Source organism: Kitasatospora sp. NBC_00070 (assembly GCF_045041205.1).
GTDB lineage: Bacteria > Actinomycetota > Actinomycetes > Streptomycetales > Streptomycetaceae > Kitasatospora.
In genome coordinates this window covers 195,811-208,278 of sequence record NZ_CP108247.1, presented here as the reverse complement: position 1 = coordinate 208,278, position 12,468 = coordinate 195,811, and the positions used below count along the sequence as shown (strand labels likewise).

Below are 12,468 nucleotides of genomic sequence, written 5' to 3'. Positions count from 1 at the left end.
TTCGTGGGCCGAGCATCCGCGACGGAAACTCGGACAGGTTATGTCCGAGATGATACTCGGATAGTCTGGGTCCGAGTCAAATGGAGGCGGGATGAAGCTGTCCGGTGGCGTGGAGTGGGCGCTGCACTGCTGCGTGGTGCTGACCACGGCCGGCGAACCGGTGCCGGCGGCCCGGCTGGCCGCGCTGCACGACGTGTCGCCGAGCTACCTCGCCAAGCAGCTGCAGGCGCTGTCCCGGGCGGGGCTGGTGCACTCGGTGCAGGGCAAGACCGGCGGGTACGTCCTCGCCAGGCCCGCCCAGGAGGTCACCCTGCTCGACGTGGTGCAGGCTGTGGACGGAGCCGACCCGGCGTTCGTCTGCACCGAGATCCGCCGGCGCGGCCCGTTGGGGACGCCGCCCGAGCAGTGCACGCGGCAGTGCCCGATCGCCCGCGCGATGGGAGCGGCCGACGCGGCGTGGCGGGCGTCCCTGGCCGCCGTCACCGTCGCGGACCTGGCGGCGTCGGTGCGGGACGAGAGCGGGCCCGAGGCGCTGCCGAGGATCGGCGCCTGGCTGAGCGGGGGGCCGGCTTCCTAGCGGGTGCCGCTCGGGGGTGGCGGTCGGCAGCCGGACGGTGACGAGGAGACCGCCGGGAGCCGAGTCGGGGCGTGACCGGTGTTCTCTCCTGGGTTCGGGAACGCAAAAGGGCCGACACGATGCCGGCCCCTCGGTGGTGCATGAATTGATGTGCAGTCAGATCGCGTCGGCACTGCGGAAGTCCGGCAGCGAATTGGACTGCTGAGCCCCTGCATTCCGGACAGACAGCTGGCCGGCGTCAACCCGCCAAGCGTCGCCGCTGCTCCCGGTGAAGAGCCAGCAGCGCTGTGAGCCCCCCAACGACAACGGCGATACTGGCCTGTACGGCAATGCCTGCCGCATCGCGTCCTGCGACATTCAACAGCACTATCGACGGCGTCCCGCCGACACAGCAGCCGGCGATGATCGTCAGCACCCGCAGGTGCCACGGCAGTCGACGGCTCATCACAGTGGAGAGCCAGCCCGCCGTGATGAGGGGTGCCAGGTACCCCGCAGCAAAAATCAGAAGAAATATCACAATTGCGGCTTCAAGTGGCTGTGACGCATGGTGCCATCCCCCTTCGCGCAGTCGGATCGCCGCGCACAAGCCCTATGATGGCATGTCATTTGAACGCGTTCAAGTTCTGCGGCGAGCGGCCTGGGCAGGCGCGACTGCGCTGTTGGCATGGTGGGCTCGTCGTCGGAGTGCTGTTCCTCGGCGGTGGAGCAACCGTGCCGGGCAGCTGCCAAGGGCGATGTGGTCCTACCTCGACGAACTTTCCGGCCGCTCGGACTCGGCCCCTCAACGCTCCGTCAGGACTGCATCTTCGATGAGGTCCGCCACATCGCCGATCCTGTCCTCTTCATGCGCGTGTTCGGCACCGCCGACGAGACCGCCATGAAGTACGTCCCATCACCCGCCCCGAACGCCGGTCCGCCCGTCCCCGATGGCTCTGGGAAGATTGTCAGTCCGCCGTCGTAGTCTTCCGCCGTGTCGAACCCGGAAAGTCAAACACCCGAACGCGCCTATCCCTGGCGTGAGCTGCTGCAACGCTGGAGCGACGAATGGCTGGACCCGATCCTGCACGAACAGGAGCGATCCGAACCCTTCTCGTCCGCCGTGCGCGCTGCCCGCTGGCTCGGCGGCGAGGGCGCCCGTGCTGAAGAGATCGCGCAGTTGGAGAAGCGGCTCGGCGTCGCGCTCCCGTCCAGTTACCGCCAGTTCCTGCAGACCAGCAACGGGTGGCTCGACACGACCAGCTGGATCGAGCGGCTCCTGCCGACGCGGGAAGTCGGCTGGGCCAGGGACCTCGATCCGGAGTCGTTCGGCCCCCGGGTCGAGGCGGCGGAGACGTTCGAGGTCTCCGACGAGCTGTACTACGTCTACGGGGAGGAGCAGGACTCCTTCCTGATGCGGGACGAGTACCTGCCCCACATGCTCAAGATCAGCCACACTCCAGGCGCTACGGATGTCTACCTGCTCAACCCGCTCGTCGTCACTCCTGACGGGGAGTGGGAAGCGTGGTACCACGCCCACTGGCTCCCCGGGGCGAGGCGCTACCGGTCCTTCTGGGACCTCATGAATGACGAGTACGAGATCTTCCACGACGACGATTAGCGCACCGGACTCCGGAAACGCGATTCCCATCGCCCGGCACCAACCCTGAACGAGAGTCACCGTCTTGCACGAGCACCCCGGCACAGCCGCGCTGGTTCAGATCATGTCGCCCGAGTTCGGCAGCGACGAGCAGGTCGACTGGACCGCGGCCGAAGCCGCCTGGAGTACCCGCTTTCCGAGCGACTACCGCGCCTTCATGTCCTGCTACGGCGGTGGCACGATCGCCGGCGAAGTGGATGTCCTTCTGCCCCTGCCCAAGGAAGGCATCCAGTGGGATCCCGGGTCCTTCGAGGGGGAGACCGGAAACGCCCGCTCCACCTGGGAGATGGTGGGCGGCCAGGCCGGCCTCGATCTCGACCCGGTCGACATCCTGGCCTGGGGTGTGACGTCCGGGGCGGACATCCTGTGCTGGCTGACCACCGACCCGGACCCCGAACAGTGGCCCGTACTCGTCTGCGGCCGCCACACCCGCGAGGACTTCACGCTCCACCCCTGCGGCATGGTCGAGTTCCTGCGCAGGCTTCTCCTCGACGACTTCGACGTGTACCCCCTCAGCATCGACCTGCGAGGCCACGCCCCGAAGTTCGTCCACTGGCGCGAACAGCAGCTTCGCTGGAAGGCCGGGCTGGATCCCGACACCGGAGAACCCGACCCGTACGCTGACATGTTCCCTCGCTGACCGCACCGGACCAGCGGCGTGGCCAGGTCGAGGCGGCCTTCTCATCGGCGGGGACGTATCCGCGCTGCTCCGGCCTGCAGTGTGTCTTGTGGTCTCGGACCCAGAGGCCGGTGCCGCGTTCCATGGCGCGGACGAGGTGGTGCTGGTCCTCGGTGCGAACGAGGTGAGTCTGCGTCAGGGGCACGTCTGGACGAAGTGGGGCCACGGCTGACCACCCGCTACGCGGACGACCCGGACGGCGCCGTCAAGGGGAGCGGCTGGCGTCCGAGGTCGCCGCGTGATCAGTGGTTGTCCAACCGACACCTGATGATCACGGGCGGCCTCACCTGCTCGGACGCCACCGGAACCAGTAGTCCGGCCCCTCGACCCGGTAGCGGGGCCCCGCATCAAAGCGCACCTCACCCACCAGTCGCCTCGCGCCGTCCGGCGCCTGACGGTACGGCGCCAGCAGAAGGGTCAGCTCGTCGTAGCGGTCATCGATCCCGCTCCGGCCCGGATGGGTCTCCGGCCCCACCGTCCCCGCCTCATGGCGCTCATTCCACCTGGCGAAGATCGCCCACTGTTCGTGTTCCAGTTCCACCGCTGCGTCGCCAGCGGGCCAGACGCTGTACTCGTCGGCCTCGTCGGCGTCATCCCAATCGTTGCCCTGGAAGTAGTGGGGCCTACCGTCGACATCGGCCAGGCCAGCACGCGGCCCGTCGTACCACTCCAACTCGACGTACACGCGCTCGAAGCCGTCCGCGATCAGCTGCACTTCGTCCCAGGTCCCAGCCACACACACAGGCTACCGAGGAGTGGCCCCGCATCCATGATCACGATCTACGGTCGGAGTACTGGCGCTCCAGTCACACGTCGCGATCTGGTTCGATGGCCTTCGGGGGCCACTGGCCTCGGCTGAATCGCGGAGGCGGGCGGATGGACGAGCGCACGGTCATGTTGAACGAACTGGCGCAGGGTCTGCGCCCGCTCGGGCAGGGTGTCGAATGGTTCGAAGCCCTGCCCTCCGAGGGCCAGTTGGAGGTCCTTCGGGATCTGGGCGGGCACTGCATCCAGGCGCGGGCGACGGTGGAGGACGGACCCGAGAGCGTACGGCTCGCCGGTATCCGGCCGACGCACACCCCGGCGGTCCTGATCACGCGTGGGCAGTTGGCCGGGCAGCTGACAAAGATCATCAACCTGCCGCAGGACGAGCGAGTGAAGGCGTTTCGGCTGCTGGTCGCGCTACTGGGGGTGGCGGACAAGCGCCGCCGGGAGCGGTTCTGCGCCGACGGATGCACCCACGCCTGGCACCAGTTGGCGGCAGGGGTCGATACGGAGGCGGCCACCGCGTGACCATCAGAGGTTGTGTCGACTGCTGAAGATGGTGCGACAGCCGCGGGCCCTCCCGCCTGCGACACACCGGGCAGTCGGCCCCCGGGAGTGTCAATCGGGCCGGCTGGATCCCAAGGCTGTACTCAACTGCTCGACCCCCGCCTCGACACGTAGGTATTCCTCTGTGCGATAGCCGAGGTCGGCGATGACCTGCGTCATGCACCTGTAGGCGGCGAGTTCTTCAGGCAGGTAGAAAGCTTGATCCTTCTCCACCACCTCGGCTACATCCGGACGTTCAGCCGCCAGCCGACGCAGGACCTCCGCTTCGAGCATCCGCTCCAGACCTTGGTCACGGTGGCCCAGGACCAAGCTGGTGGGGCCCGGGCGCGCCACGATGTCGGCCCCGTGCTTGATTTCCGCAGCCTTCGTCGCGACGATCTCCCCGTCGGCCTCGTGGACGACCGCCACCACCAGCCTGTCACAGCCCTCTGCCAGCCCCTGCGCTTCGCGTTCCCGGACTGCCTGCGGTGCGAACCAGTCATGCGGTGAGCCCCAGCAAGTTGCGAGGTACCGGCAGTAGCGCGACAAGAACTCCTCGGGCACCGCAACGCCCCAGGACACCACACGGTACCCGGCAGGCGTCGGCAGATCCCAGAGCGCCAGGTCCGCGTCGGCCATGACGAGCCGCTGGAGCAGCGTCCGACTTGATGGCTCGAAGCCGAGACGCACCGTCCACGCCTCCGCCGACGTACCGCGGCGCACCCCGGACACGGAAATTCGGTCCTTGCCGTGCCGGCGGGCTTCCGCCAACAGCAGGCGTAGGAATGCTGTTCCGATGCCCAGCCGCCGCCGCTCGGGGTGAACGTGGACTGTGATGAACGCAATGCGTACGGTGTGGTCAGCGTCGTCGTGGTGGACCGTGTAGGACGCGGAAGCCACGATTTTTCCGTGTTCTCGCGCCAGCCACAGTGTATTGGTGCAGTCTGTCGTCGTGCTCTCACGCAGCCTGTTCACCATGGCATCGAGCGTCGGCGAGGCCAGCTCAGGCCAGTCGTACTCCATCGACTGGACCTCGTGGGCGTGGACCTCGCGCCACTGATCATCGGTCGCTTGCGGCGCGTCGAAACGCTCGAAATCCATGTAGTCCCCATCGGCGGAACCGTCCTCGGGGCACCTTAACGTGGTGCTCGGAAGGAGCTGACGTCTTTTCACTCACAGAGCGTCGCTCTCCGAACGAATCCAGACCAACTGCTCGTCGCTCAACGGTGGGGTGAATCTGCCTGGAGAGAGCAGCATACGGTCGTCCGGCCACATGTTCTCAAGTCCGTGCTCCGCGCAGTCGAGGGCGATGCGGTGTGACGGTTCACCCTGGCATGCGTCACCTCGGTGCGGGCCGTCGTGAGACTGGCACGCGTATCCAAGGGTTGTGCAGTCGTCCTCATCGCTCGGCTCGTAGAAATCGGGGGCTCGGCGATTACCCGAGGCCGAGAAGGGCGAGCGGTCTGCTGGCGTCGCGGGCGATGTAGCGGAAGGAGGCGGCGACGTTACGGAGGTTTTCGTCGTGTTGTCGGTGGTGACAGGTCGTGATCCCTGCGGTATGCCGTTGGTATGCGGTATGCGCAGGGTGGGGGCCTGACCGCTGAGCGGCGGGCGTTTCGTGAGCAGGTGCGGCTTCAGGCCGGTGTCCGGTTCGAGGCCGGTGAGAGGACTTCGGTGATCGCCCGGGACCTTCGGGTCAGCGAGTGGTCGGTAGAGCGTTGGCGTCGGGCCTGGCGGTAGGGCGGCAAGGATGCCTTGCGCTCGGCGGGTCCGGCGAGTCTCCCGAAGCTGTCGGGGGAGCAGTTCGCCTCGTTGGAGCAGGAGTTGGGCAGTGGGTAGGCCCCGCTTCCACATGCCGCTCAAGGGTGCCCGCAGGTGCTTCGCGTGAACCGACTACCGCGACCTCTCGTACTGGTCTGGGACAATCTGAACACGCACCTGGCCGTCGGCGTGAAGCGGTACGCGGCCGAGCACGACTGGCTCACCGTCTTCCAACTTCCCTCGTGCGCACCAGACCTCAACCCCGTCGAAGGAATCAGGCCCGCCGCATCCGGTAGACGCAGGTCCGGTAGGGCATCTTGACGCTGTCGCGGCCGGCCAGGGCCGGGTCGGTGGCGGCCAACTCGCCGATCTCCCGGTCCAGGCGGGCCTGCTCGGCGGCGTCGGCGGTCAGGTAGGAGGAGCGGGACCGCACCAGGTCGATCAGCCGGTCTGTCGGGACGGTCACGGTGTGCTCGACCAAGCCACGTTCGGGCTCGGTGAACCATGGCGTCACCGGTCCGTACTGCCAGGCGCTCTCGAGGCCGTATCCCTCGCTGCCGGCGATGCCGGAAAGTGCGGCCACCCACGGGGTCCGATCGTCACGGATGTTCCATATCGCAGCGAAGACGCCGTCCTTGCGGAGCACCCGGTGAATCTGCGGCAGCGCGTCCTGCGGAGCGAACCAGTGGTATGCCTGCCCGACCACGACGGCGTCAACGGACTCATCCGGCAACGGGATGTCCTCGGCGCTGCCGGCGAGCACCTGCGTGCCTGGGTGGCGTTCGGCGGCCACGGCGCGCATCTTCTCGTCGGGCTCGACCGCGATCACCTCGTGGCCGACGGCGCGCAGTACACCGGCCAGTAGCCCGGTACCAGCCCCCAGATCCAGAACGCGCACCGGCTTGGCGCCGATGGCCCAAGCGACCGCCGGCACCGGATAGGTGGGCCGGATCGAGTCGTACAGGCGGGCAGCGGAACCAAAGGACAGCGCAGAGGTGGACATGCCTGTGACCGTACCCAGATCCGGGCCGGCGGTGCCGACATGGCTGCAGCCCGAACACCCGCCGATGGCCGCGGCCCACGCGCCCCGCTACCCGAGCGGTCAGCGTTGGGGCACCAGCACAACCTCCAACCCACCCAGACGACCCCTCACCCCGACTTTGCCGAAGCCCTGGTCCCTGGGGATGGGATGCGGGTCGCACCACAGCAGTTGGACGCCGCCGCGACGGAGCTGCTGGTGGGGTCGCCGCGGGTCCAGCACCGGTTGGACGTCGCGGAGAACGCGGCGGCGGACGTCGGCGTTCTGGCCCGGCTTGCGCAGGATCCGGAGCCCCGGGTCCGGTTCGTGTATGCGGTGACGCTCGTCGAGGACAAGCGTCGTGTCCCTGCCGGAGTGCTGGAGATCCTGGCGCAGGACCCGGAACCGAAGATCCGGCGGATCGTCAGTGACAGGGGGCGGCAGCCGGTCGCGGTGCCGGAGCCGCCGTTGGTGCTGACGGCGGAGCAGCGGGTGGCGCACCCGGACCCGGCGGTCCGGCGGGAGGCTGCCGCTGATCCCGAGGTGCCGACCGCGTTGGCTCTGCGGCTGGCGGAGGATCCCGAGAACGACGTGCGGCTCGCGGTGTTGATGCGGGAGGATCTGTCGGAGGGTCAGCGGACCCGGATTCCGTGGGTGACTGGGCGGTCCGCGACCCCAGGTTGCCTGCCGACGAACTGCTCCGGCGGCTCGTCCTGCCGGCGCAGGCCTCGGCTGCCGCAGGCAATCCGGCATTGCCGGTGGCGGTCATGCACCGGCTGCTGGACCTTGCCCGGGCGCACTGAGTGATCCTCAGCGAAGGGCGACGGCTACACCCGCTGGTTGTCGTTCACGGTCCCGTGCAGTGGCATCGTCCGCCTACCTGCCAGGTGAGGCAGCGGGGGTGCCGGCCGGGACCACGGCACCGGCATCGTGGGGGACAGCCGCGGTTCGAACGTGGAGCGCAAGGGCCAGCAGGCCGCCGTCTTGGAAGTACCGCACGGGGTCGTCCCGATAGGCATCGGCAGTTCGACGGTCCCTGAGTGCGGTGATGCACTCTGCCAGGGTTTCCAGCTGTGCCGGCTGTAGCGGACCGCCACTGGCCAGGCAAGCAGTGACGCACTGGCCAACTCGAACAGCGATCAGGTCGTCCGGCGACAGCAGGCCGGGCTTGCTGCTCCAGAAACCGACGGCGTGCAGCGCGCCCGCTCTGGGTGCCCCGTGCCACCGGCCTGGGCCGAGGTTGGGGTTGGGGTTCGGGTCACGCATCCGCGGTGTGCGCCGCCCGAGGAGCTTTTCCTGCCGGCGCATCGCACCGTAGATCCGTAGTTCCTCCGTCCGCGCGTCTCGGCTGGCTGACAGCACGTCAAGGGCACCCAGGAGGGCGGCTTCGTCCCGGCTGAAGTCACCGGCCTCGGAGGCGAGGAGGCTCAAGGTGGCATTGAAGCCGATCGGCCGGTAGAGCTGCACACACGAACGCAACATCGACACCCGCAGCCCCAACGGGAGGGCTGGGTTGCGGACCTTACGAGCGAAGTTGTTGAAGCTCACGGTGACAGGTTACGTCTCGCGCTCGCGGTGCCGGCCGCGAGCGTGTCGGCACCCTCCGACATCCGGTAGCCGTAGGCGAGTTGGTGTGGGCTACCAGTCGGTGGTGGCACGGACTCGGGAGGGCCGCCGGGCGCGGCAGCGGTGCCGGACCAGCCAGGTGCCCAGGGTCACGGGCCGACGTGTACGGGGGAGGCCCAGAGGGAGGGGCGGTCGGGGTGGCGTGCTCGGAGTTCGGAGACCGCGTGGTGCAGGGCGTGGGCGGCGCCCGTGGTCCGGTGGGTGGTCAGGTGTTGGTAGAAGGACTCTGCCAGGCGAACGCTGGCGTGGTCGGCCACCGGCCAGAGACTTCCCACCAGGTCGCTGAAGCCTGCCAGTTGGAAGGCGGAGAGCAGGTTCAGCGACTCGTCGGGGACGTCGAGGCGGCTGCGCATGGTTCCGCAGGCGGACAGGAAGGCCAGACCGCCCTGTCCGGCGCGCGCGGTCGCGAGGTGCCCGAAGTGCAGCCGGCCGTCGTGCAGGACGAGGTGGCCTTCGTGGTGGCGGTCGGCGTCGGACCCGGCGTGACTGGCGATGTGGACGATGTCGTGGTGCCGGAGCTCCGCCAACAGACGCTCGCGGGTGGCCGCCGGTCCGCGCAGGAGGCGGGCACCCGGCAGCAGGTCGAGGAGTACGGCGGCTTCCTCGTCGGCGCCGGGGAGATCGGGAACTCCGGGGGCGTGCGGTACGGCGACGATCAACGGCCGGCTCCCGGCGCTCATCCGCCACGGCCGCGCCTGGCCGAGCGCGCGCACCGTGCCGGTGTACGAGGAGGTCACCAGGTCGAAGGCGGATCCTTCGGCGGGGTGCTCCGCCATGTGGAGGGGAAAGTAGGAGAGGAAGCCGGTGGGGCACCACCACAGTCGTGGCCTGCCGGTCGGGTCGGCCGTGCCGCTGCGCGGAAGGTCCCGTACGGCGTCGAGCACCGGGCCGACGACGGCGTCCCAGAGGAGTGTCAGACCGGACCGCACCTCGTCCTCGGCGAGCAGCCGGTCGCGTACGGAGCGGCCGGCGTCCAGCGCGAGTTCCGATCCGGTGACGATACTGGTGCCGAGCGTTCCGAGGGTGCTCCGGCCGAGCCGGGGCAGCGAGAGCGAGCGCACCCCGTCCGCCGTCACGATCAGTGCGTGGGATCCGTCGCCGTCGCGGCCGGCGATGGTCACCACCACCGGACCGGCATGGCACGCGGCGAGGATCTCCGTGAGCCGTGGCGGACGGAGGAACTCCTCGAACCCTGGCACCCGCCGGATCTCGGCGGTCAACCGCCGGCGCTGCTCGGACAGTTGCTGCCGGCGGTCGGCGTCCGGTGCCGCCCGCCATTCGCCCGGGAAGGTCTCCAGCGCGGCCGCCAGGTCGGGGGCCCGGGAGCGCAGCCGTTCCAGGCTCGCCGAGACGGCCGCCGACTCCCCGTGGATCAACCCGCGTCCCTGCTCCAGGAGTTCCAGTGCCCCCGCCGGATCGCCGAGGGATATCAGGCACCCGGCGGCCACCGCCGGAAGCGGTGCGAACTCGGCGAGGGCGCGGGCCCGATCCGGGTCCTGCCACACCTGTCCGACGAGTTCCGAGAGGAGACGGACAGCGAGGGTCAGGTCCTTCGCAGCGGCGGCAGGGGTGCCGAGGGCGAGAGCGAGCTTGCCCGCCGCCCACGCGCCTTCCAGGCGGCGGCGCAGGGACGCGGCGGAGGAGCCGGCCACCTCGCGCAGCAGCCGTGCCGCTTCGACCGCGTCCGCCGGATTGCCGAGATCCAGGTAGCGGTTGTTGAGGGTGACTCCGAGTACGAAGCGCCGCTCCGCCTGGCGGTTCGGGGTGTCCGCCGCGTCGCAGGCTGTCCGCAGGAGGGCGACGCCCTCGTCGAGAGCCGCGTGGTCCCCGGTGCGGGCGTACCGGTCCGACAGGGCGGTGGTCAGTGCTTCCAGGACGACGCCTGTCGGATGGCCGGCGGAACTGCCGTACGCCTGTCGGGCCAGGAGCAGCGCCTCGTCGGTGTCGTGGGCTGCCGCCTCCCCGGGCTGGGAGAGCCGGGCCCGTAGCCGCAGCCAGCGGCTGAGGTTGGCCGTCAGCGCGATCCGCAGGTCCGGCGTCGGCCCTGGGCCGGTCGGCGCGGCGAGCGCGGTGCGGCCGAGGCTGATCATCTCGTTCAGGGTGGCGGCGTCGATCAGCTCGCTGTGGTCGCCGGCCAGTCTTTCGAGGTGGAAGGCGAGGTTGTTGAGTGCCCGGGGGAGGGCCGGATGCCCGGGCGGAAGTGCCACGGCCAGTGATCTGCTCAGGGCCACCGCTTCGCGCAGGGAACCGGTGTCGCCGGTCTCCTGGTACCTGATGTGCAGCAGGCCGGCGAGATTGGTCCGGTGGTCCGGCTGGTTGGGATGATTACCCGGCAGCAGCTCCAGCGCCTTGCGGTTCAAGCCGATGAGTTCGGCGAGCGCGTCGGGGGCGTGCCGGGAGTTGTAGGCCACGAGCAGCACCTCGCACAGGCGCGCCAGGTGGGTGGCCCGCTCGGGTGTGCCGGACGAGGACCCCTCGAAGAGCCGCCGGGCGAGGCCGAGTGCGGCTGTCATGGTCTCCGGGACGGCGTGGTGCTCGTGAAGCAGCGTCAGAACGTGCGCCAGGTTGCCGGTGGACCGGGCGCGGTCCGCTTCGGCCTCGGACATGGCCACGCACAGTTGCAGCACGGCGGCAGCGGCGAGCAGGGCCGTCCGGTCGTGCGGTCCGGCTTCCTGGAGGAGGTGACCCGCGAGGTCACCCCAGCTGTGGACCTGGGGCACACCCGGCCGTGGAGGTGCCGGAAGGGCATGGCGTACGGCTTCCGGGGTGGACTCCGGTTCGGCGTCCCGCAGCGGGGCGAGCAGCGTGAGCGAGAGGGTCAGGTCTCGTTCGTGCCGGGGGTTGCGCTGGGCGTCCGCTCCGCTGCGCAGCCAGAAGACCCAGCCGACCAGCCGGAGGAGACGCAGATGCGGCTGCACGTCGAGCTGCAGGTCCTGCAGCACGGCGCGTACGGCGGATTCCAGGGATTGGGCCGCTTCCTGCTCCGTCTCGGGCTCCAACAGGACACCGATGTCCTGGCGGTCGGAGTACACCGCGAGCCGTCGCGACAGCCGATGCGTCGCGGGGCCTTCGCGGTTCAGGTCCGCCGGCACGGGAGCCACTCCCCTCGGCCCTCGTCCCAGACCAGTGTGCGGCCCCGGAGTTCGGTGCGGTCCATCGCGGCCAGTTGGCGCAGTGCACTCGCCGGGACGGGATCCGGCATCACGAGATGCAGATCGGTCTCCGGATCGAGCACGCTGAGGTACTCGGTAGGGCCGGTGGTCGGAGGCGTGGCCACGGGGGCGGGGGCGGGCTCCGCGCTTCGCGAGCCACGGAACCGGGTGCGCAGACTGGCGTAGGCGTCCTCGGCGGACTTTCCCACGAGGGCCTGTACGAAGGGAAGCACCACCGACGTGGCGACGCCGCCGAGGATCAGCGCCGCCCATTCGGGCACGTCGCGTACGACCGGGGCCTCGACGGCCCCGTTGTGGGCGATGGCCTCCGGCAGCCGGGCCGTTCCGTCGGCGATCAGAGCGGCGACCGTGGCGGGGTCAGTGCTCCCGGGGATCGGCGGGCCTTCTCTTCCCGGGGACGAAGCCTGCCAGTTGTCGTCGGCCGCGCTGTAGCTGACGACGCAGTCGTGCGGCTCCTGCGGGTGGAGCGGCGGATCGGCACGGAGCCAGAGCCACCCCAGGTCGCCCGTCCCGTCAGCGGTCTCGTCCCGGTAGACCCGCTTGCGCACCAGGCTGAAGCCCCGTGCGAGCAGCGCCTCGGCCATGGCCGCGAGTCGCTCGTCCGTCCCTCGCAGCTCGCTCGTTGCGTCGTCCGCTGAATCCAGCACGCTGCATTATCTCCCCAACTTCCTCGCTTTGCCCGAGACT

At 69.5% G+C, this 12,468-nt stretch carries 13 protein-coding genes and 1 pseudogene; 8 read left to right on the top strand and 6 right to left on the bottom strand.

The features are described 5' to 3' along the window. Nucleotides 1–91: 91 nt before the first annotated feature. The 4 genes from OHV05_RS00975 to OHV05_RS00960 all read left to right on the top strand — a co-directional run bounded on the left by OHV05_RS00975 (nt 92) and on the right by OHV05_RS00960 (nt 2,853). Complete coding sequence (locus OHV05_RS00975) at nt 92–577, top strand: RrF2 family transcriptional regulator (RefSeq protein ID WP_405015821.1); 486 nt, start codon at nt 92–94, stop codon at nt 575–577. Nucleotides 578–845: 268 nt separating this feature from the next. Then, the gene (locus OHV05_RS00970; RefSeq protein WP_405015820.1) at nt 846–1,118 is read left to right on the top strand and encodes a hypothetical protein; all 273 of its coding nucleotides are present in this window, start codon (nt 846–848) and stop codon (nt 1,116–1,118) included. Between the two features lie 429 nt (nt 1,119–1,547). Then, nucleotides 1,548–2,174 carry an SMI1/KNR4 family protein gene (locus OHV05_RS00965; protein WP_405015819.1) on the top strand — a complete coding sequence of 209 codons (627 nt, stop codon included), beginning with the start codon at nt 1,548–1,550 and terminating at the stop codon, nt 2,172–2,174. Between the two features lie 64 nt (nt 2,175–2,238). Next, a complete protein-coding gene (locus OHV05_RS00960; RefSeq protein WP_405015818.1) occupies nt 2,239–2,853 on the top strand; it encodes an SMI1/KNR4 family protein in 615 nt (204 codons plus the stop codon). Nucleotides 2,854–3,175: 322 nt separating this feature from the next. Here the strand turns inward: OHV05_RS00960 and OHV05_RS00955 are convergent, their stop codons facing one another. Next, nucleotides 3,176–3,628: a hypothetical protein gene (locus OHV05_RS00955; RefSeq protein WP_405015817.1), complete on the bottom strand. Its 453-nt coding sequence runs from the start codon at nt 3,626–3,628 to the stop codon at nt 3,176–3,178. Between the two features lie 140 nt (nt 3,629–3,768). Here OHV05_RS00955 and OHV05_RS00950 point away from each other — a divergent pair, with 140 nt between their 5' ends. Continuing rightward, entirely contained in the window at nt 3,769–4,185 is a 417-nt protein-coding gene (locus tag OHV05_RS00950; protein ID WP_405015816.1) for a DUF5958 family protein, read from the top strand. Nucleotides 4,186–4,275: 90 nt separating this feature from the next. Here the strand turns inward: OHV05_RS00950 and OHV05_RS00945 are convergent, their stop codons facing one another. Further along, the gene (locus OHV05_RS00945) at nt 4,276–5,304 is read right to left on the bottom strand and encodes a GNAT family N-acetyltransferase (RefSeq protein ID WP_405015815.1); all 1,029 of its coding nucleotides are present in this window, start codon (nt 5,302–5,304) and stop codon (nt 4,276–4,278) included. Between the two features lie 468 nt (nt 5,305–5,772). Between OHV05_RS00945 and OHV05_RS00940 the strand changes: the two genes are divergently transcribed. Together OHV05_RS00940 and OHV05_RS00935 are read left to right on the top strand one after the other, a co-directional pair. Further along, nucleotides 5,773–5,943, top strand: a complete 171-nt coding sequence (locus OHV05_RS00940) for a helix-turn-helix domain-containing protein (RefSeq protein ID WP_405015814.1) — start codon at nt 5,773–5,775, stop codon at nt 5,941–5,943. Nucleotides 5,944–6,093: 150 nt separating this feature from the next. Next, nucleotides 6,094–6,240 (top strand): annotated as a pseudogene (locus tag OHV05_RS00935) (transposase); the annotation flags it as partial. Here OHV05_RS00935 and OHV05_RS00930 read toward each other — a convergent pair. Continuing rightward, nucleotides 6,239–6,967: a class I SAM-dependent methyltransferase gene (locus tag OHV05_RS00930; RefSeq protein ID WP_405015813.1), complete on the bottom strand. Its 729-nt coding sequence runs from the start codon at nt 6,965–6,967 to the stop codon at nt 6,239–6,241. The pseudogene OHV05_RS00935 and the gene OHV05_RS00930 overlap by 2 nt on opposite strands. Nucleotides 6,968–7,153: 186 nt before the next feature. Here OHV05_RS00930 and OHV05_RS00925 point away from each other — a divergent pair, with 186 nt between their 5' ends. After that, on the top strand, nt 7,154–7,789 hold the full coding sequence (locus OHV05_RS00925) for a HEAT repeat domain-containing protein (RefSeq protein ID WP_405015812.1): 636 nt from the start codon (nt 7,154–7,156) through the stop codon (nt 7,787–7,789). 69 nt (nt 7,790–7,858) lie between these two features. On the opposite strand, the gene OHV05_RS00920 is transcribed toward OHV05_RS00925, so the two are convergent. The 3 genes from OHV05_RS00920 to OHV05_RS00910 form a co-directional block, all read right to left on the bottom strand. Beyond that, nucleotides 7,859–8,530, bottom strand: coding sequence for a hypothetical protein (locus OHV05_RS00920; protein WP_405015811.1), 672 nt, complete (start codon nt 8,528–8,530; stop codon nt 7,859–7,861). 167 nt (nt 8,531–8,697) lie between these two features. Then, nucleotides 8,698–11,700, bottom strand: coding sequence for a CHAT domain-containing protein (locus tag OHV05_RS00915; protein WP_405015810.1), 3,003 nt, complete (start codon nt 11,698–11,700; stop codon nt 8,698–8,700). Next, nucleotides 11,685–12,428, bottom strand: coding sequence for a hypothetical protein (locus OHV05_RS00910; protein ID WP_405015809.1), 744 nt, complete (start codon nt 12,426–12,428; stop codon nt 11,685–11,687). The genes OHV05_RS00915 and OHV05_RS00910 overlap by 16 nt, the downstream gene beginning before the upstream one ends. Between the last annotated feature and the right edge of the window lie 40 nt (nt 12,429–12,468).

What these genes read in the sequence shown, in the direction of transcription:
- OHV05_RS00975 (WP_405015821.1), top strand. Translation starts at nt 92, where the DNA reads ATGAAGCTGTCCGGTGGCGTGGAGTGGGCGCTGCACTGCTGCGTGGTG.
- OHV05_RS00950 (WP_405015816.1), top strand. Translation starts at nt 3,769, where the DNA reads ATGGACGAGCGCACGGTCATGTTGAACGAACTGGCGCAGGGTCTGCGC.
- OHV05_RS00945 (WP_405015815.1), bottom strand. Translation starts at nt 5,304, where the DNA reads ATGGATTTCGAGCGTTTCGACGCGCCGCAAGCGACCGATGATCAGTGG.
- OHV05_RS00940 (WP_405015814.1), top strand. Translation starts at nt 5,773, where the DNA reads ATGCGGTATGCGCAGGGTGGGGGCCTGACCGCTGAGCGGCGGGCGTTT.
- OHV05_RS00930 (WP_405015813.1), bottom strand. Translation starts at nt 6,967, where the DNA reads ATGTCCACCTCTGCGCTGTCCTTTGGTTCCGCTGCCCGCCTGTACGAC.
- OHV05_RS00925 (WP_405015812.1), top strand. Translation starts at nt 7,154, where the DNA reads ATGCGGGTCGCACCACAGCAGTTGGACGCCGCCGCGACGGAGCTGCTG.